Raw genomic sequence first — 16,899 nt, forward strand, 5'->3', positions numbered from 1 at the left:
TTTATTCAGAGGGTTCGAAGCGAATAAATCGCGTACCTTGTAGGGTTAGCTTACCTTTAGCACCCAATTCAACACCTTGGTACTGCTCTTCGCTGACGATCACCTTAATCGTTTCTCCTGAAGCTTGAGTCTGAAAATAAAGTTCATAGCGAAAAGTTTCAGGGGATACCACATCGCGCTCCCGAGAACGCATATTTGGATAAGGGTAATCTTTTTTCTCTTTCACGAACACTAACTGGCTGACAGGCAATGAATTATCGTTAATTTCATTCTGTTTCTTTTGGTCAAAAAAACGCTTAGTGGCTAACACGGCGATAATCGCGAGAACAATAATTAAGAGAATTGGCTTATTCATAATTTATATATTTAGCTTAGAATTATCATAAGTATATACCCTCTATCGCTCAAATTGCAGATAAACGCCATACAATTTATGCGAGACGCGGTATAGTTCATTTATATTTAATCGCTCTTAGTGATTTCTCTTTTCCAGAAACTCTTAAGGATATGTGTATGATTAGTTGGCCATTCCTCGCTGTTTTATTTTCTGGCTGGCTGTACGTTGATGCAGCCTATCGTGGCCCTGAGTGGCAACGTTGGTTATTCCGCCCTATCACTTTACTTCTTCTACTATTCTGGGGATGGAGTTCTGACGACTTAAATGCGCAAACCTACCTAATTTTAGGCGGTTTGGTGCTTTCCTTAGTTGCCGACCTTTCGAGAATGTTTTCTAGTGAGCACTTGCTTACTTCTTTAGGGCTGATGTTCTTAAGCTATTTGGTCTACACCATTAGCTTTGGAATGCAATTCAACTTTGGTCTGTATCTGCCTTGGCTTATCGTCCCTATTGCTATCGCAGCCGTCACCTTGGTGCTGATTTGGGGAAAACTGGAAAGCCAACAGCCTGTAGTTTTCGCCTCTATTATTATGAGCATGATTATGATGTGGGTAGCTGGAGACCAATACTTTGGCTTAGGTCGAGAATTTAATTTCTCGATTATGGTGGGCGCTTCTATGCTGTTTTTATCTCACTGTATCTGGTTAATTGCTCATTTCCGCTTCCCATTCAAAGCCTCTAAAGCCGTCGTGGCAGCATTCTACTTCCTCGGTCAGTTCTTTATTGTTCGCGCCATTTACTTGTAATTCCCCGCCAATTGATAAAACGTGCTATTTGAGAATTTTATCAATTGGCTTCCCCTTTTTCATTTGACTCTAGAGTCTACTCCAAAGTGTAGACTTAACCTTAATTAGAGAACATGGTTAAAAACGCATCAAGAAAAAGGGGGCGCTTATGCACTCACACTCTCATAAAGATACCCATGCACACAGCACGTCTTGCTGCTCAGGAAACACTTGCTCATCCGCAGCTGTAGAGAATAGCAAAGCTGTGAGCCATGACGCATCATCCCATGAACATCATCATGGCGATGACAAAAATCATGCTCATGATGATGACGATGAAAAATCCCATCAACATGGTAGCTGCTGCAGCTCAACATCCGCTGCAAATGATGATGTAGAGCCTACCCAAACCGCTAAACAGCGTTTTAGCTGGATTGTACGCGGGATGGACTGCCCAAGCTGCGCGGCTAAAATCGAAAACGCGATTTCCCAAATTCGCGAAGTCGCTCAAGCCAAAGTCCTCTTTGCCACTGAAAAACTCGTCGTGGACGCTGACAAAGACGTTACTGCCGTCGTTCGTTCAACTGTCGAAGCCGCAGGTTACGAACTACATGATGTGGGTAGCGCGAGTGCAACATCAGCACCGCCACCCAGCTTATTGAGTGAAGCAAAACCCGTCATTATTTTAGCTATCCTGATGGCAATCAGCTGGGGACTTGAATTTGTTAATCCACAGTTAGGTAACGTGGCGTTTATCCTAACTACATTATTTGGGCTATACCCTATCGCGCGTAAATCATTACGTTTGATTCGTACCGGTACACCATTTGCAATTGAAACCTTGATGACCGTTGCCGCTGTAGGGGCGATTTTTATCCAAGCAACTGAAGAAGCCGCCATGGTTATCTTGCTGTTTATGCTGGGTGAAATGCTTGAATCCTACTCTGCGGGACGCGCTCGCCGAGGTGTTAGCGCACTCATGGCTTTAGTCCCTGAAGATGCCGTGCTTATCAAGGATGGACAAAAAACGTCAGTTCCTGTGGCACAGTTACGCCCTGGTGACATCATTGAAATTGCACCAGGTGGTCGATTACCAACCGATGCGGTGCTGGTTGCAGGATTTGCGAGTTTTGATGAAAGCGCATTAACCGGTGAATCCGTCCCTGTAGAACGCAGTGCTGGGGAAAAAGTGGCTGCGGGCTGTTTGTCTGTCGATAAAGCCGTACAAATGGAAGTGGTATCAGAGCAAGGTCAAAATGCTATCGACCGCATCTTGCAACTGATTGAAGAAGCAGAAGAGCGTCGTGCGCCAATTGAACGATTTATTGACCGCTTCAGCCGCATCTATACTCCAATTATCATGCTGATTTCGGCCTTAGTGATAGTGATCCCGCCAATGTTCTTCGGTGCAGCATGGGATACTTGGATTTACCGTGGTTTGACTCTGTTGTTAATTGGTTGCCCTTGCGCATTGGTTATCTCAACCCCTGCTGCAATCACCTCAGCACTGGCAACCGCCACTCGCCGTGGAGCTTTAATTAAAGGTGGTGCTGCATTAGAACAATTGGGAACTGTCACGACAATTGCACTGGATAAAACAGGCACACTAACGGAAGGTAAACCACACGTCACCGATATCGTCGCTGTTGAAGGTCTGAGTGAAAGCGAGTTAATTCGTATCACGGCATCGGTTGAAGTCGGCTCTCATCACCCACTGGCTAAAGCTATTGTCAACAAAGCTGAAGAGCTATCTATCACTGTTGAAGAAGCGTTAGAGCGTAAAGCACTCGCAGGTAAAGGGGTCGAAGGTTCTTTTAACGGTAAGCAAGTGTTAGTTAGCGCACCATCAAGGGTTGAGCCTCCATTAAGCAGCCAATGGCAAGCGAAAGTGGAAGCGCTAGAGGCGCAAGGTAAAACGGTTGTCGTCACGTTAGAAGATGACCAAGTTATCGGCTTAACCGCCCTGCAAGATACCTTACGTGGCGATGCTGCTGATGCAATGGCTATGTTGAAATCACTGAATGTTAATGCCGTGATGCTAACAGGCGATAACCCACGTGCCGCCAGCGCCATCGCAAATCAGCTAGGCATGGAGTTCCGTGCAGGATTATTACCGGAAGATAAAGTCACCGCGGTGATGGAGCTTAATCGCGATCACAACACCATGATGGTAGGTGACGGTATCAACGATGCCCCAGCCATGAAAGCGTCAAGCATTGGTGTTGCAATGGGTGGCGGTACTGACGTTGCTTTAGAAACTGCGGATGCCGCTTTAACCCATAACCGTTTGACTGGATTACCTGAAATCGTCGCATTATCCAGAGCCACACGGAAGATCATCCGCGAGAACATCACTATCGCCTTGGGCTTAAAAGCCGTTTTCTTGGTGACGAGTTTGTTAGGTATCACTGGTTTATGGGTTGCCGTGTTAGCGGATTCTGGCGCCACGGCATTAGTCACCGCCAACGCGGTTCGCTTACTGCGCGTTAAGCTACCCGAAATCAAAAAATAGCCTTTCTTTAGTTTGATATCTCAACGCCGTAATGGTCATCATTACGGCGTTTTTTTATGCGAAAGAAATCTAAAATAATCAGTTATAGCAAAGAGTTACACAAACCATTCACCAACTGAATTTAAGACTAACTTTTCTCCCGCACACAGAAATATTGGGTAATATCTCGGTCATCGACAACATTTGCTGAGCGTGGATATGGCTAATAATGCAAGTTCAATACCCCATGATGCCGCCTTTAAAGGCTTTATGACAAAGCAGAGTAATGCCCGAGATTTCTTTGAGCTTCATTTACCTGAACACATTGAACGCTTGTGTGATTTCGATACGCTTACCCTCATTAATTCAGCTTTTATTGATAGCAAATTGAGAACCCGGTTTTCCGATGTTCTCTATTCTGTTCAAACAAAAACGAGGGGTAGTTATATCTATCTGTTAGTCAAACATCAATCGACACCTGACAAACTTATGGGCTGGCGTTTAATGCACTACGCATTTATGGCAATGAATCAACATCTACAGCAAGGGCATAAAACCTTACCGCTCGTTGTCCCCATTTTGTTTTATCACGGGGAAACATCCCCCTATCCTTATGAAGGTACATGGACACAATGCTTGCCCCACGCTGAAATAGCTCATGATCTGTATAGCAGCCCTTTCCCGTTGGTGGACATCACCGTAGTTGAGGATACCGAAATAGTTAGTCACCGCAAAATCGCTGTGATGGAACTCGCAATGAAACACAAAAAACTACGAAATGACCACCAGAGAGTCACTGAGCACTTCGTTCAAATATTAAACAGCCACTATAATGACAAAGATGATGTGATCACTATCTTGAATTACTTATTTATCATCATGGATTCACCTTATTACACATACATTGTCGAGACATTAATCGACCAAGCCGAAAACCATCGAGGAACTATTATGAATATTGCACAGCGGTTAAAAAATGAAGGAATAGAGGAAGGAATAGAGAAAGGAGAAAAAAAGAATCAACTCAAAGTGGCATTGATGAGCTTACAACTTGGTTTAAGCATTGACGTTATCCGCAAACTCACTGGGTTATCAGACAGTGAAATTCAAGCCCTTAATTAAACAACAAATTATGTAAGTATCGGGATAAATAATTATGAATATTGCCACACGTTTAAGATATGAAGGATATAAGAAAGGATTTGCACAAGGATTTGTAGAAGGATTTGAGGAAGAATTCACAGTGGGACTACAAACAGCGCTCAAAGTAGGTAAAGCCATCTGCCAACAAGAGATAACCTTAAATGCACTACAACTTGGCTTAAACATAGAAACTATCAGTAAAATCACTGAATTATCACTCAATGAAATTCAAGCACTTATGGATCGCCCATCAACAATAGCCTCCTGCGAAGCAAAAAGGCTATCTATTATCAATACCGCTGGCTAGGCATTACAAGCCGCTGGATTTTTTGCGCAATAAATAACGATATGGCGCATTTTCCGCTTCAACCGCCAGCAGTTCGTGCTCCATAAAACGGCAAAAACCGGGAATATCGCGGGTGGTTGCGGGGTCATCTGCAATGATTAACAAAGTATCTCCGTCCGCCATATTACGCACGGTTTTACGCACCAGCATCACAGGTTCAGGGCAGCGTAGCCCTAACGTATCAAGGGTTTTCGTTGGATTAGAAAATAAGTCAGACATAACACCACATTCTCTTGGTCATCAATGCGCTTATTGTAAAGCTACGCGCAGTGGATGAACAGTTTTGATTTTGTTGCGCAACGAGAGTATGATGCGCTCTTCCCAATTTAGGGATGTTATTCATGGGTTCCCTCACCCCATTGCCACTAAAAAGGTACAATATGTTTACGTTTACTCCGCAGCAAAAAGCCACTGCGTTAATTTGGCTATCGTTGTTTCATATTTTAATTATTACATCCAGCAACTACTTGGTTCAGTTACCCATTAATATTTTTGGGTTTCATACCACTTGGGGTGCGTTTACCTTTCCCTTTATTTTCCTTGCTACGGACTTAACAGTTCGCATCTATGGTGCGCCATTAGCTCGTCGAATTATCACTGCGGTCATGTTACCGGCATTATTAATTTCGTATGTGATTTCTGCTCTGTTCTTCCAAGGAGAATGGCAAGGTTTCGCAGCTATCATGACATTTAACCTGTTTGTTGCGCGTATCGCGGCAGCAAGTTTTATGGCATATGTCCTCGGCCAAATCTTGGATGTCAGCGTATTTAACCGCCTGCGCCAAAACAAACGTTGGTTTGTGGCACCCGCCTGCGCCATGTTTTTTGGTAACTTGATTGATACTATCGCGTTCTTCTTTATCGCGTTTTATCAAAGCAGCGATCCGTTTATGGCAGCAAATTGGATGGAAATCGCTCTCGTTGATTATGTCTTCAAGCTATTAATTTGCATGCTGTTCTTCTTGCCAGCTTATGGTTTATTACTGAACTTTATTTTGAAGACGTTCTTCGCTACCGCCAGTAAGAAACAATTATCCCCGCAGCACTGAGATAAAAAAGGGAGATAAGCCATCACTTATCTCCCAAGGGGTTAACTTGATTAATACCTAACTACTTTTCACATTACTCAACACAACAATTGATTATTCGAGCGCGCGAGCCAGTAGTGAAATTGGGTGTTCACATTTCTTACTGGTGGACATTTCAATTTGCCATTTACAGGTTTCACAGTCAGTGATCACCATATCCGCGCCGCTCTCTTCAATTTGACGGAACAGCCCAGCCCCAATACCTTGGGAAACTTCGTAGTTCTCTTTTTTGAACCCGTAAGTTCCTGCAATACCACAACATTGTGAATCTAAAACAATCAGCTCAACACCCGGTACACGCTTAATCAGCTCAAGGGTGTAGGACGTCCACCCCATTTTTTCCATATGGCATGGTGTGTGATAAGCCACTTTTAATGGTGTGTGTTTCAGTTTCAGCTCTCGCCCTTCTTCCAGCAGACGATAAATATAGCGGGTCGCTAATTCAATGTTATCGCGCATCTCAGAGGTATCGACATCCAATACATGGGTATACTCATCACGAATGGTAAATGTACAGGTCGATGAGGTCGCCACGACAGGAATATGTTTCTCCAGAATCGTCTCTTGGAGTGACTCCAAATTCACATTCGCTTGGCGTTTCGCTTGCTTCATAAATCCGTTTGCGATCAGTGCCACACCGCAACATTTTTCACGTTTTAACAGCTGAACACCGATGTTCATCCCGTTGAAAACTTTGATTAAATCTTTACCCAGCTGTGGATGGTTATAGTTCACATAGCAGCCGTGGAAGAATGCTACCTGCTCCTCAAACTTCGCCTGCTCTGCGGCTTGTTTACTGTACCAACGACGGAAAGTCCCGAATGAGTATTTCGGCAGTTCACGACGATGGTCAATTTTCAGGGCTTTATCCAGAATTTGGCGAACGGGTTTTAAACCCGTAATCGTGTTGACTACAGGGGCAAATGGAGTCGATAAAGAACCCATAATGTCTGTATGGCTTAAGATCGCATCACGCAGTTTCGGTTTTTGCTGGCTATAGGTATTACGAGCGCGCGCGATAATGTCGCCAATCTTCACATCGGACGGGCACGCTACTTCACAACGCTTACAGTTGGTACAGAATTTCAATGCATCATCGTACATCATCGGGTCTTTTAAGCGTAAACGCTCACCATCAGGACCTGCTTGTTTTGGCCCCGGATACAGCGGGTTTGCCTTTGCCACTGGGCAATAGGTGGTACAAACGGTGCACTTTATACAGCTTTCAAAGCTTGCATCTTGAATACTCATTGCGCCACCTCCGCCTGCATGGCTTTATCTTTAGCAAATTCATTCACGATTTCATTCGCGGCATATAAGCCACTGACCAGTGAAACCCCTGCACCACAACCTTGAGTGAGCGGATCAAACCCGCTTAATACTGCACCCGCAACATACAGGTTTTCGATGGTTTCACCGTGCTTTTTACCGCGTAAATTTTCGTCGGTTTGTACACCAAATGCCATGTATGGCTGAGATGCGAAGAACTCTTTATTTGTCCATTTGGCGCGGTCGCCGATTTCGCCTAAATCCAAATGCATCAAGGGTTCATACACTTGGTCAAATTTCGCTACTAAGCCGTTATTAAAGAAACTTCCCGTCGCCAACACAAAATGTTTAGCTTTCAATGAAATATTGCCGTGATTACGGGTTTGCACAGATTCAATACGTGACCCCACAAAATTGACGGAAGTGACTTTATCACCCGGCATCATGATCCCACCTTGACGGCGGAACTGGCGTAATAGCATTTCATGAAGGCGAATACCTAATAAAGATGGCGGTAATGTTGGCAGTAAAAATAGCGGCTTACCTAAGCGTTTCTGTAGCTCTAACATTGGCTCTTCACTGTCGAGACCAATACACGCAGGCATAAACACCGCATCCGCATTGGCGACTAACGGTGCAATTTCTTCCACGATTTGCGCCATATTTTCAGGTCTATCTAACCAGCGTGCTACGTTAATCGCTCGGAACTCGCTTGGGTTTTCTCTTAAACGATCAAGCAGCGGCAAGTGAACATAGCACGCCTCAGCTTCTAATCCTTGACGATCCAACTCATCCGCCACCATTTGCGGTTGAAAATCGAGGAAACCTTCAATACCTACAACAGCAATTTTGCCTAATTCCATCGGTTGATGAAGTGCAGTTGTTGGCACCGACTCAGGGCTAAGCCATGTCATTCGCTTATGACCTAACGGCGTAATACGGTAATGGTTTTCTTCGCAAGAACCTTTTAGATGTAGCCCTGCTTGCTGTAGTGTAGTCTGTGCCAATTTAGCCAGCTCAGCGACTTTTTCTGCCCCAATCAAACTGTACGGATGACTCGGTGCTTGTTGTTTTAGCGCTTCCAACATGGATAGCGGTTGATCGACTTGAGTACCATCAGGAAGATGCGTTAATAAATCCAATGAACCCGACGAGAAATGCAGTGCGTTCTGCCCTGCACTCACGATGGCACAAGAAAGCCCTGATTGAGTCAGACGAATTCCACAGATAAGACCGGCAAGGCCTCCGCCCATCACTACTGCATCATATTTCATTCTCTGCCTCCTTTTGAGCAGGCTGGCTCAATGTACTTTCATTCATGCCACATAATCCGTGATACACCCAACTGGTAAACTCGCTTTCACGCAAAGCATCCCCCCAAGCAATTGGTCTCACCCCTTTCCAACGCTCATTTAAGAAGTGCCCCAGCTGCTGCTCGGTTTCATGTGGTGTAGTGACGTTAAAACGATTGAGTAATCCCGCCGCGCGGCAAGCGCAAAGTTCACCTTGGCACGTACCCATACCCACACGGGTACGACGACGTAAATCAAGTAAGTTGTTGACGGTTAAAGATTCCACTGCATAACGAACCTCACCCGCCGTCACCGCTTCGCACTCACACACTAAGCTTTTATCTAAACGATTAGCGCTGAGGATCGCAGACGCCCTATCACCATGTCGATAAACCGCAGAGCCACGAATAGGTGCAGGGATAGAGACCACATTACGCAGCGCTTCTTCTGCACTGTGTTGAGAGCCCGGCAGTGGTGCTTCCGCCGTCGTGCATGGGGTTGTGACACCCAATTTTTCACAGACTTTATTGGTCGCCCATTCTGCCATTAAGCGATAAGTCATTAACTTACCGCCCGTAATAGTAATGAAACCATCTAAACCATCGCGTTTTGCGTGGTCGAGTAACACGATACCGCGGCTTACGTTACGACCAGAAGGGTCATCATCGCTCGCCACTAATGGGCGAACACCCGCATACGCGCGTAAAATGCGCGTTGTCGCTAATGCTGGTGACAACATAGAACCTTCGCGGATCAAAATATCCACTTCTTCTGGTGTCACATACATATTATCGATTTGGTCATATTCGATATGCGTTGACGTAGTACCAATCAGAGAAATGGTATCCCCCGGAACCAGAATGTCCGCATCTGCTGGTTTACGGCAGCGGTTGATCACCATATTGTTAAGACGGTGACCTAAAATAAGTAATGCCCCTTTCGCTGGGAACATTTTGATTTTCAGATCGGCGTATTCGGCAATTTTCTGTCCCCAAATTCCGCCAGCATTCACCACGATTTGCGCATGAATATCATATTGGCGTTTAGCTTGATGGTCATAAACCGTCACACCGCGGACTTTATCCCCTTGGCGGATCAAGCCAATCACTTCATGGTAAGTCAGCACTTTAGCGCCATGTTCGCGCGCATCGAGCATATTTGCAGCGGTTAGACGGAATGGGTCGACAGTACCATCAGGCACGCGAACCGCACCAATTAAACGCGGGTTAACTGAAGGCTCTAAGCGAATAGCTTCCGCGGGATCAATCGCTTGAGCATCAATGCCAGCGGATTGGCAAGCGGTGATAAATTGCTGCTGATATTCGAGACTATCTTCAGGTAGGGTAATAAAGAGCCCATCGGTTTTTTCAACACAATGATGAGCAATACGCTTAAGAATTTTGTTTTCTTCTATACACTCTCTTGCCGATTCACTATCTGTCACGGCATAACGAGCACCACTGTGTAGCAAGCCATGGTTACGCCCTGTTGCACCTGTCGCAATATCATGCCGTTCTAGCAAAACTGCTTTTAATCCACGGCGAGCGCAGTCACGAGCGACACCTGCACCTGTTGCGCCACCACCGATAATGATGACATCCGTTTCAGTCACAGATGAGCCATTCATGTCGCATTCCTCACGTTAATCAATCTTCACTATTCGATAAGTATAGTTTCTATTTTTATAGTCTATAGTTAATATAAGCTCAAAAAAGCGCTCAATGTTTGATAAGGAACAAAAACGAAAGTCAAAAGTACAAATTAGGTACATCAAAGCGCGGAAGCGTGATAATCATCACAAAATAATTCACAATTTTAGTTCCATTCCATTCACAAATCGCATTAACTATGCAGCCAGATAAACAAAATCAATAATTGTGCGTTAGATTACAGATAAAATGTTTTTTAACGATTAAGATTTAGCGCAATTAGAAAATAAAAGCGCTTAAAGAAACTCGATTGTTTTCGTTTTTGTTACTTCTCCCATAATAAACGCTCAACAACTTCACAACATATGTGAAATGAAGAGCATATAACTACTGACATGCCATCGGAGGCTTTATGTTACGCATGTTTAAACCCGCCGCTCATATCGAGAGGCTGCCAGCGGATAAAATAGACCCCGTCTATCGTAAATTACGTTGGCAGATTTTCCTGGGGATTTTCTTCGGTTACGCAGCATACTACTTAGTTAGAAAGAACTTCGCCCTTGCAATGCCTTATCTTGTTGAACAAGGTTTCTCTAAAGGTGACCTTGGTTTCGCATTATCTGGGATTTCAATCGCCTATGGTTTCTCCAAATTTATCATGGGCTCATTTTCCGACCGTGCTAACCCTCGGTACTTCTTACCGGCAGGTTTGATCCTCGCTTCACTTGTCATGATATTCATGGGCTTCGTGCCATGGGCAACGTCTAGCATCATGATCATGTTCGTGTTGTTATTCTTATGTGGTTGGTTCCAAGGTATGGGTTGGCCTCCTTGCGGACGTACCATGGTTCACTGGTGGTCACAAAAAGAACGTGGCGGTATCGTCTCCGTTTGGAACTGTGCGCATAACGTCGGCGGTGGTCTGCCTCCATTACTGTTCCTGTTAGGTATGGCATGGTTTAACGACTGGAAAGCTGCGCTATATATGCCAGCATTCGCGGCTATTTTAGTGGCAATGATTGCCTTCGCATTAATGCGTGATACCCCGCAATCTTGTGGTCTGCCACCAATTGAAGAGTACAAAAACGACTATCCAACAGACTATAAAGCCTCTGATGAAGAAGAATTAACCGCTAAAGCTATCTTCATGAAGTATGTATTCCCTAACAAACTTCTGTGGATGATTGCTATCGCTAACGTGTTCGTATACTTACTGCGTTACGGTGTTCTGGACTGGTCACCAACTTACCTGCGTGAAGTTAAACACTTCACAATGGATAAATCTTCATGGGCTTACTTCCTGTATGAATATGCGGGTATTCCAGGAACGCTGCTGTGCGGTTGGATGTCGGATAAAGTCTTCCGTGGTAACCGTGGCGCGACAGGCGTGTTCTTCATGACCTTAGTGACTATTGCAACTATCGTCTTCTGGATGAACCCAGCGGGTAACCCAGGCGTTGATATGGCATGTATGTTGATTATCGGTTTCTTAATCTATGGCCCTGTCATGCTGATTGGTCTGCACGCTCTTGAACTTGCACCTAAGAAAGCAGCGGGTACCGCCGCAGGCTTCACCGGTTTATTCGGTTATCTTGGTGGTTCTGTTGCCGCAAGTGCTATCGTCGGTTATACCGTTGACTACTTCGGTTGGAACGGCGGTTTTGCTGTGATGATCGGTGGTTCTGCACTGGCCGTTGTTTTACTGTTCATCGTTATGCTGAGCGAAAGTAAACACAAACGCGAACTCGCTAAAAACCAATAAGCTACCGCTTATGTTGAGTTGATTCGCTAGATTGATGGGTTATATCAAGAAAAGGATATAGCCCATTTTTTTACCCAAAATTTGTTATCGGCACCATTTTTTATCTGTAAAAGTATTCATTTATAAATTTATTTACCTATAAAGCTTTTTACCTACAAGGTTTTTACCTACAAACAATGAGTACCAAGGAGATTTACTGATGAATTTTCAATTAAAAACATTAGTCGCAAGTATGGTCTTAGTGATGTCAGTCTCTGCCGCTGCCGAAACGGCAGGTAAAGTGGTGATTGCCCATCGTGGTGCAAGTGGTTATTTACCTGAACATACCCTCCCAGCGAAAGCGATGGCGTATGCGCAAGGCGCGGATTTCTTAGAACAAGATTTAGTGATGACCAAAGATAATGAACTGGTTGTTCTTCATGACCACTATCTGGATCGCGTCACTGACGTAGCGGATAAGTTTCCAAATCGCGCACGTAAAGATGGTCGCTACTATGCCATCGACTTTACCCTACCAGAAATTAAGTCTCTGAAATTCACGGAAGGTTTCGACATTGTTGATGGCAAAAAAGTCCAAAGCTATCCAAACCGTTTCCCTATGGGTAAATCTGATTTCCGCGTCCATACCTTCCAAGAAGAAATTGAATTTATTCAAGGTTTGAACAAATCAACGGGTAAAAATATCGGTATCTACCCTGAAATTAAAGCCCCTTGGTTCCATCAACAAGAAGGTAAGGACATCACCAAGAAAACCTTAGAAGTCCTGAAAGAGTATGGCTATACCAACAAAGATTCTAACGTTTATCTGCAATCTTTCGACCCAATTGACCTAAAACGCATCAAAACGAAACTGATGCCAGAAATGGGAATGGATTTAAAACTGATCCAATTAATCGCTTATACCGATTGGGAAGAAACGCAAGAGCAGAAGCCAGACGGTACTTGGGTGAACTATAACTATGATTGGATGATGAAGCCAGGTGCGATGAAAGAAATTGCAACCTACGCAGATGGTATTGGCCCTGACTATCATATGCTCATTAGCGAAGATTCTACGCCAACCAATATCAAAGTGAACGGTATGGTGAAGGAAGCTCACGCGAACCATATGGCGGTGCATCCATTTACTATCCGTGTGGACAAACTGCCTAAGTACGCGAAAGATGGTCAGCAGTTATATGACATTATTTATAACCAAGCGGACGTTGATGGTGCCTTTACAGACTTCCCAGATTTAGGAGTTAAGTTCTTAGAGCAGCAAAAGCAGAAGTAACTCTCCCTCACTCTCTCGAGTCAATTGCAAGTCAATGACTCGAGAGAGTCTTTTCAATCAGAATAACGACTCTCTTACTTAGACTTTAAACCTGAATTTGCTGCAATAAAAGTTGCGTTTCATGTTGCTGAGCGATCAGACTGTGGTGCGAATATTCACACGCTAGTGACAACGCCACTACATGACGCGCGATACCACCTTTACCTAAAAATGAATCGATATCATAAAGGTGTTCAGATAATTGAGGTACATTCTGTAGCGCATAACTTTCGATGTATTTCCCTTTATCACTCTCTTTCACGCCACTGTGCCAAACCCTATCCAGCTGCTCTCCTGAATATTGAAATTCACACTGTGTTTTTAATGCTTCAGGAAATGACGCTAAATCCGTGGATATTGGACGTAAAAGTTTCGCTTGAACTGGCGCTCGTAAACTCTCATAAACCCCTTGAGGGGCAAGTAACATACTGGCGGCTTCTTCACTCGCGGTCGAATCTAACTGAAACGCCAAAATAGCGTATAGCTTGGGTTCAAAGGCATTTTCATACAATGTTAATAACCATTGACTGAACGATTCTGAGGGTAATATCTCAACGGATTCCAGCGTCAATGACAAACGCGCAGCTTCCTGCTCAATCAGTTCCTGCCAATTAGACTCATTGTCTTCAGCTTGCCAATATAGGGTAATCGGCTGGGAGAGAGAATGTTGATGGTAATACTCAGCAATGGGTGCGAATAATTTTTGCACCACTATTTCTTGTTTTTCCCATGACGAAAGCGATTTCAATGATCTTAGCGTCAATACATTATCTTTATTGGGTGGCAATGAAGATAAAGAAATACCGTTTTGCTGCTCTTCATCGATTTGCGTTAATCGAGTATGCGTTAGCACCCCAAGGTGCTTGCCTGCCCAGTAACGCCATTCTCTGCGAGCATCATCTAACATATTGGTAAAAAGTTGATGGCGATAAGCAGCTATTGAGTAGATAAAAAAACGAATAAACCCCACCAACAGTGCGGGGCAAATAACGAATACAATCATCAGCATGGTGTTGCTGGTAGTTGGCGATAGCATTTCATTTGTGGATAAATAGAGGCTCAGCCCAAACCCAAGAGCCCCCACAATCAGCATAATCAAAAACCAAAGCATCCAACGGGGTACTTTAGGGGCTGAAGGGTGCTCTAATGATGGAGCTCTCCAGCTCATCATGATTGTTCACCCGACGATGATAAGCTCGCAATAAGCGTACAACCACATTCAGTTTGAAAACCATTGAGTGCCGCCTGACGACCGGATATTAAAATGCGCGTTGAACCGGGTAAAATGGCATTAACACCATGTCCTTTTTTAGGGCAATTCACTTTGTCTCCCACTAAAGCAATAGGTTTGCCATACATGACAGAACCAGATGCAGTAATCACTTCACCGCCATGAGTGGTTTTGTCACCTAAACGAACAAGTGCGCGCATATTAAGATCCTTTTATTGGTTATCCGGTTGTTTTGAATATTCAAACGTGCCATCCCATTCAGGGAGTTCAGCAGGTGGGAGCGGGACGATTTTATCGATATCGGGGAATTTAGCTGTTTCATCAGAAGCATCCATTTCTTTGACGATTGCATAATAACGTAATGAACGTTCTTTATCAGGTTTTACGCCAAGATAATCAATACTTCCTAATATTGTTTTTGGGTCAAAAGCACCAGTTAAAGTTGACGCTGAATGTCGATACCCATTTTTTGTAGATAGCTGATAATATTTTAATGTTCCACCAGTATCTTCTTCAACATTCCATAAGTAATTTGCCAGACGATATGCGGCTTCTCCATTACCTTGATTTGCAGAGCAATCCAACATTTTTTTCCCAATATCAGGGCGATAAGCTGGATTATCTCTATCCGATAAACGTTGAGATACAAAAATATCGCCAATTACATATTGGGCTTCGGGGCTACCTAAATCAGCCGCTTGACGAAAGTAAGTTAACGCTTTCGTTCTGTCAGCAGCTACGCCATAACCCGTGTCTAGATAATGCCCCATTTGGTAATAACCGTAGCTGATGTTCAACTTTGCCATTTTTTGGATAATGTCCCACACCTCTTGGGCGGGGCCTTTACCTTCAACCGGGGGGACTTTTCCATAACTGATTAAGTTACTGAGATTCAACATGGCTTTGGGGTGATTACGCTCTGCAGCTTTGCGGTAGAAATCACCGATTTGCTTATAATCTCGTTGATGTTTATTCACTTTTTCAAGTTCACGCGCCTGTTTAAACCAAATATCCGCTTCTGGATCAACTGGGGGTAGCGTGTCTTTTTCATACACACAAGTGAAGGCTAAGTCGGGTTCTGTTTTTTGAGCCGGCGGCGACTCTTCTTTTTTATCCATCGGGTTGCAAGCACTCAGTATCAACATGCTACAAGTCAATGCACCACATTTAAATATGCCGCGAGCAATGGATTGATGATGAAATAAAAAGGAGAGATTCATCTTGGTTATTGCCCCTCCGCCTGTTTTTTATATTCAAACGTACCATCCCATTCAGGGAGCTCTGCGGGTGGGAGTGGGACTATTTTATCGATATCGGGGAATTTAGCTGTTTCATCAGAAGCATCCATTTCTTTGACTATTGCATAATAACGTAATGAACGTTCTTTATCAGGTTTTACGCCAAGATAATCAATACTTCCTAATATTGTTTTTGGGTCAAAAGCGCCAGTTAAAGTTGATGCAGCATGTCGATACCCATTTTTCGTTGATAATTGATAATATTTTAATGAACCATGTAAGTCCTCATTTACATTTTTCAAATAACTTGCTAATCGGTACGCCGCTTCCCCATTACCTTGATTTGCTGCACAATCTAACATCTTTACCCCAATTTCAGGGCGATAGGCTGGGTTATCTCTATCCGATAAGCGTTGAGCAACAAAAATTCTCCCAAGGACATATTGGGCTTCAGGGCTACCTAAATCAGCTGCTTGACGAAAATAAGCTAAGGCTATGGTGCGGTCTGCAATAACTCCATAGCCCGTATCGAGATAGTGCCCCATCTGGTAATAACCGTAACTGATATTCAATTTAGCCATTTTTTGAATAATATCCCACACCTCTTGGGCTGGACCTTTACCTTCAATGGGGGAGACCTTGCCATAACTGATTAAGTTACTTAAGTTAAGCATGGCTTTGGGGTGATTACGCTCTGCCGCTTTACGGTAGAGAACACCAATTTGAGCATAATCCCGTTGAGATTTATTGACCTTTTCAAGTTCTCGCGCCTGCTTGAACCAAATGTCGGCTTCAGGATCAACGGGAGGTAGCGTGTCTTTTTCATACACACAGGTGAAGGCTAAATCGGATTCTATTTTTTGAGTCATTGCTTTCTCTTTTTCTTCTACAGGTTTGCAGCTAGCAAGTAGCACTAGAGCACACAGTAATAAACAAGGTTTAATTAGTGACATAAT

16 protein-coding genes are annotated in these 16,899 nt (G+C 44.0%); 7 read left to right on the plus strand and 9 right to left on the minus strand.

The window, feature by feature from the left end; genetic code table 11:
* Position 1: 1 nt before the first annotated feature.
* Positions 2 to 355 (minus strand): DUF2500 family protein, encoded by a 354-nt coding sequence (locus tag HFU86_RS16635; protein WP_108478415.1) that lies wholly within the window; start codon positions 353 to 355, stop codon positions 2 to 4.
* Between the two features lie 158 nt (positions 356 to 513).
* Here HFU86_RS16635 and HFU86_RS16640 point away from each other — a divergent pair, with 158 nt between their 5' ends.
* From HFU86_RS16640 to HFU86_RS16655, 4 genes are all read left to right on the plus strand, one after another.
* Entirely contained in the window at positions 514 to 1,143 is a 630-nt protein-coding gene (locus HFU86_RS16640) for a lysoplasmalogenase (RefSeq protein ID WP_108478414.1), read from the plus strand.
* 148 nt (positions 1,144 to 1,291) lie between these two features.
* The gene (locus tag HFU86_RS16645) at positions 1,292 to 3,634 is read left to right on the plus strand and encodes a zinc/cadmium/mercury/lead-transporting ATPase (RefSeq protein WP_187129682.1); all 2,343 of its coding nucleotides are present in this window, start codon (positions 1,292 to 1,294) and stop codon (positions 3,632 to 3,634) included.
* Between the two features lie 198 nt (positions 3,635 to 3,832).
* On the plus strand, positions 3,833 to 4,735 hold the full coding sequence (locus HFU86_RS16650) for an Rpn family recombination-promoting nuclease/putative transposase (protein ID WP_187129683.1): 903 nt from the start codon (positions 3,833 to 3,835) through the stop codon (positions 4,733 to 4,735).
* Positions 4,736 to 4,769: 34 nt separating this feature from the next.
* Complete coding sequence (locus HFU86_RS16655) at positions 4,770 to 5,063, plus strand: hypothetical protein (RefSeq protein WP_132496634.1); 294 nt, start codon at positions 4,770 to 4,772, stop codon at positions 5,061 to 5,063.
* A 3-nt stretch (positions 5,064 to 5,066) separates the two neighbouring features.
* Here the strand turns inward: HFU86_RS16655 and tusA are convergent, their stop codons facing one another.
* Positions 5,067 to 5,321 carry a sulfurtransferase TusA gene (gene tusA / locus HFU86_RS16660; RefSeq protein WP_132496635.1) on the minus strand — a complete coding sequence of 85 codons (255 nt, stop codon included), beginning with the start codon at positions 5,319 to 5,321 and terminating at the stop codon, positions 5,067 to 5,069.
* Between the two features lie 161 nt (positions 5,322 to 5,482).
* Between tusA and HFU86_RS16665 the strand changes: the two genes are divergently transcribed.
* Positions 5,483 to 6,151, plus strand: coding sequence for a 7-cyano-7-deazaguanine/7-aminomethyl-7-deazaguanine transporter (locus tag HFU86_RS16665; RefSeq protein ID WP_036955987.1), 669 nt, complete (start codon positions 5,483 to 5,485; stop codon positions 6,149 to 6,151).
* A gap of 93 nt (positions 6,152 to 6,244) precedes the next feature.
* On the opposite strand, the gene glpC is transcribed toward HFU86_RS16665, so the two are convergent.
* Genes glpC through glpA form a run of 3 tightly spaced genes read right to left on the minus strand, consistent with a single transcriptional unit; the run spans position 6,245 to position 10,378 of the window.
* Positions 6,245 to 7,441 (minus strand): anaerobic glycerol-3-phosphate dehydrogenase subunit GlpC, encoded by a 1,197-nt coding sequence (gene glpC, locus HFU86_RS16670; protein ID WP_132496636.1) that lies wholly within the window; start codon positions 7,439 to 7,441, stop codon positions 6,245 to 6,247.
* Entirely contained in the window at positions 7,438 to 8,733 is a 1,296-nt protein-coding gene (gene glpB, locus HFU86_RS16675) for a glycerol-3-phosphate dehydrogenase subunit GlpB (RefSeq protein WP_187129684.1), read from the minus strand. The genes glpC and glpB overlap by 4 nt, the downstream gene beginning before the upstream one ends.
* On the minus strand, positions 8,723 to 10,378 hold the full coding sequence (gene glpA, locus HFU86_RS16680) for an anaerobic glycerol-3-phosphate dehydrogenase subunit A (RefSeq protein WP_181477588.1): 1,656 nt from the start codon (positions 10,376 to 10,378) through the stop codon (positions 8,723 to 8,725). The genes glpB and glpA overlap by 11 nt, the downstream gene beginning before the upstream one ends.
* Before the next feature lie 434 nt (positions 10,379 to 10,812).
* Here glpA and glpT point away from each other — a divergent pair, with 434 nt between their 5' ends.
* Together glpT and glpQ are read left to right on the plus strand one after the other, a co-directional pair.
* The gene (glpT, locus tag HFU86_RS16685) at positions 10,813 to 12,162 is read left to right on the plus strand and encodes a glycerol-3-phosphate transporter (RefSeq protein ID WP_036955981.1); all 1,350 of its coding nucleotides are present in this window, start codon (positions 10,813 to 10,815) and stop codon (positions 12,160 to 12,162) included.
* A gap of 199 nt (positions 12,163 to 12,361) precedes the next feature.
* On the plus strand, positions 12,362 to 13,435 hold the full coding sequence (gene glpQ / locus HFU86_RS16690) for a glycerophosphodiester phosphodiesterase (RefSeq protein ID WP_006659015.1): 1,074 nt from the start codon (positions 12,362 to 12,364) through the stop codon (positions 13,433 to 13,435).
* 85 nt (positions 13,436 to 13,520) lie between these two features.
* Here glpQ and HFU86_RS16695 read toward each other — a convergent pair whose 3' ends face one another.
* Genes HFU86_RS16695 through HFU86_RS16710 form a run of 4 tightly spaced genes read right to left on the minus strand, consistent with a single transcriptional unit; the run spans position 13,521 to position 16,896 of the window.
* Complete coding sequence (locus HFU86_RS16695) at positions 13,521 to 14,645, minus strand: hypothetical protein (protein ID WP_187129685.1); 1,125 nt, start codon at positions 14,643 to 14,645, stop codon at positions 13,521 to 13,523.
* On the minus strand, positions 14,642 to 14,905 hold the full coding sequence (locus HFU86_RS16700; RefSeq protein ID WP_006814313.1) for a PAAR domain-containing protein: 264 nt from the start codon (positions 14,903 to 14,905) through the stop codon (positions 14,642 to 14,644). Before HFU86_RS16700 ends, HFU86_RS16695 begins: the two co-directional genes overlap by 4 nt.
* Positions 14,906 to 14,917: 12 nt before the next feature.
* A complete protein-coding gene (locus HFU86_RS16705; RefSeq protein WP_255425999.1) occupies positions 14,918 to 15,925 on the minus strand; it encodes an SEL1-like repeat protein in 1,008 nt (335 codons plus the stop codon).
* Positions 15,926 to 15,930: 5 nt separating this feature from the next.
* Positions 15,931 to 16,896, minus strand: a complete 966-nt coding sequence (locus HFU86_RS16710) for an SEL1-like repeat protein (RefSeq protein ID WP_187129686.1) — start codon at positions 16,894 to 16,896, stop codon at positions 15,931 to 15,933.
* Positions 16,897 to 16,899 lie beyond the last annotated feature (3 nt).

Source organism: Providencia sp. JUb39 (assembly GCF_012272845.1).
Lineage (GTDB): Bacteria > Pseudomonadota > Gammaproteobacteria > Enterobacterales > Enterobacteriaceae > Providencia > Providencia lanzhouensis.

Bases quoted from the DNA above. Each gene is read 5' to 3' on its own strand.
- HFU86_RS16635 (WP_108478415.1), bottom strand. From the start codon at position 355: ATGAATAAGCCAATTCTCTTAATTATTGTTCTCGCGATTATCGCCGTG.
- HFU86_RS16640 (WP_108478414.1), top strand. From the start codon at position 514: ATGATTAGTTGGCCATTCCTCGCTGTTTTATTTTCTGGCTGGCTGTAC.
- HFU86_RS16645 (WP_187129682.1), top strand. From the start codon at position 1,292: ATGCACTCACACTCTCATAAAGATACCCATGCACACAGCACGTCTTGC.
- HFU86_RS16650 (WP_187129683.1), top strand. From the start codon at position 3,833: ATGGCTAATAATGCAAGTTCAATACCCCATGATGCCGCCTTTAAAGGC.
- HFU86_RS16655 (WP_132496634.1), top strand. From the start codon at position 4,770: ATGAATATTGCCACACGTTTAAGATATGAAGGATATAAGAAAGGATTT.
- tusA (WP_132496635.1), bottom strand. From the start codon at position 5,321: ATGTCTGACTTATTTTCTAATCCAACGAAAACCCTTGATACGTTAGGG.
- HFU86_RS16665 (WP_036955987.1), top strand. From the start codon at position 5,483: ATGTTTACGTTTACTCCGCAGCAAAAAGCCACTGCGTTAATTTGGCTA.
- glpC (WP_132496636.1), bottom strand. From the start codon at position 7,441: ATGAGTATTCAAGATGCAAGCTTTGAAAGCTGTATAAAGTGCACCGTT.
- glpB (WP_187129684.1), bottom strand. From the start codon at position 8,733: ATGAAATATGATGCAGTAGTGATGGGCGGAGGCCTTGCCGGTCTTATC.
- glpA (WP_181477588.1), bottom strand. From the start codon at position 10,378: ATGAATGGCTCATCTGTGACTGAAACGGATGTCATCATTATCGGTGGT.
- glpT (WP_036955981.1), top strand. From the start codon at position 10,813: ATGTTACGCATGTTTAAACCCGCCGCTCATATCGAGAGGCTGCCAGCG.
- glpQ (WP_006659015.1), top strand. From the start codon at position 12,362: ATGAATTTTCAATTAAAAACATTAGTCGCAAGTATGGTCTTAGTGATG.
- HFU86_RS16695 (WP_187129685.1), bottom strand. From the start codon at position 14,645: ATGATGAGCTGGAGAGCTCCATCATTAGAGCACCCTTCAGCCCCTAAA.
- HFU86_RS16700 (WP_006814313.1), bottom strand. From the start codon at position 14,905: ATGCGCGCACTTGTTCGTTTAGGTGACAAAACCACTCATGGCGGTGAA.
- HFU86_RS16705 (WP_255425999.1), bottom strand. From the start codon at position 15,925: ATGAATCTCTCCTTTTTATTTCATCATCAATCCATTGCTCGCGGCATA.
- HFU86_RS16710 (WP_187129686.1), bottom strand. From the start codon at position 16,896: ATGTCACTAATTAAACCTTGTTTATTACTGTGTGCTCTAGTGCTACTT.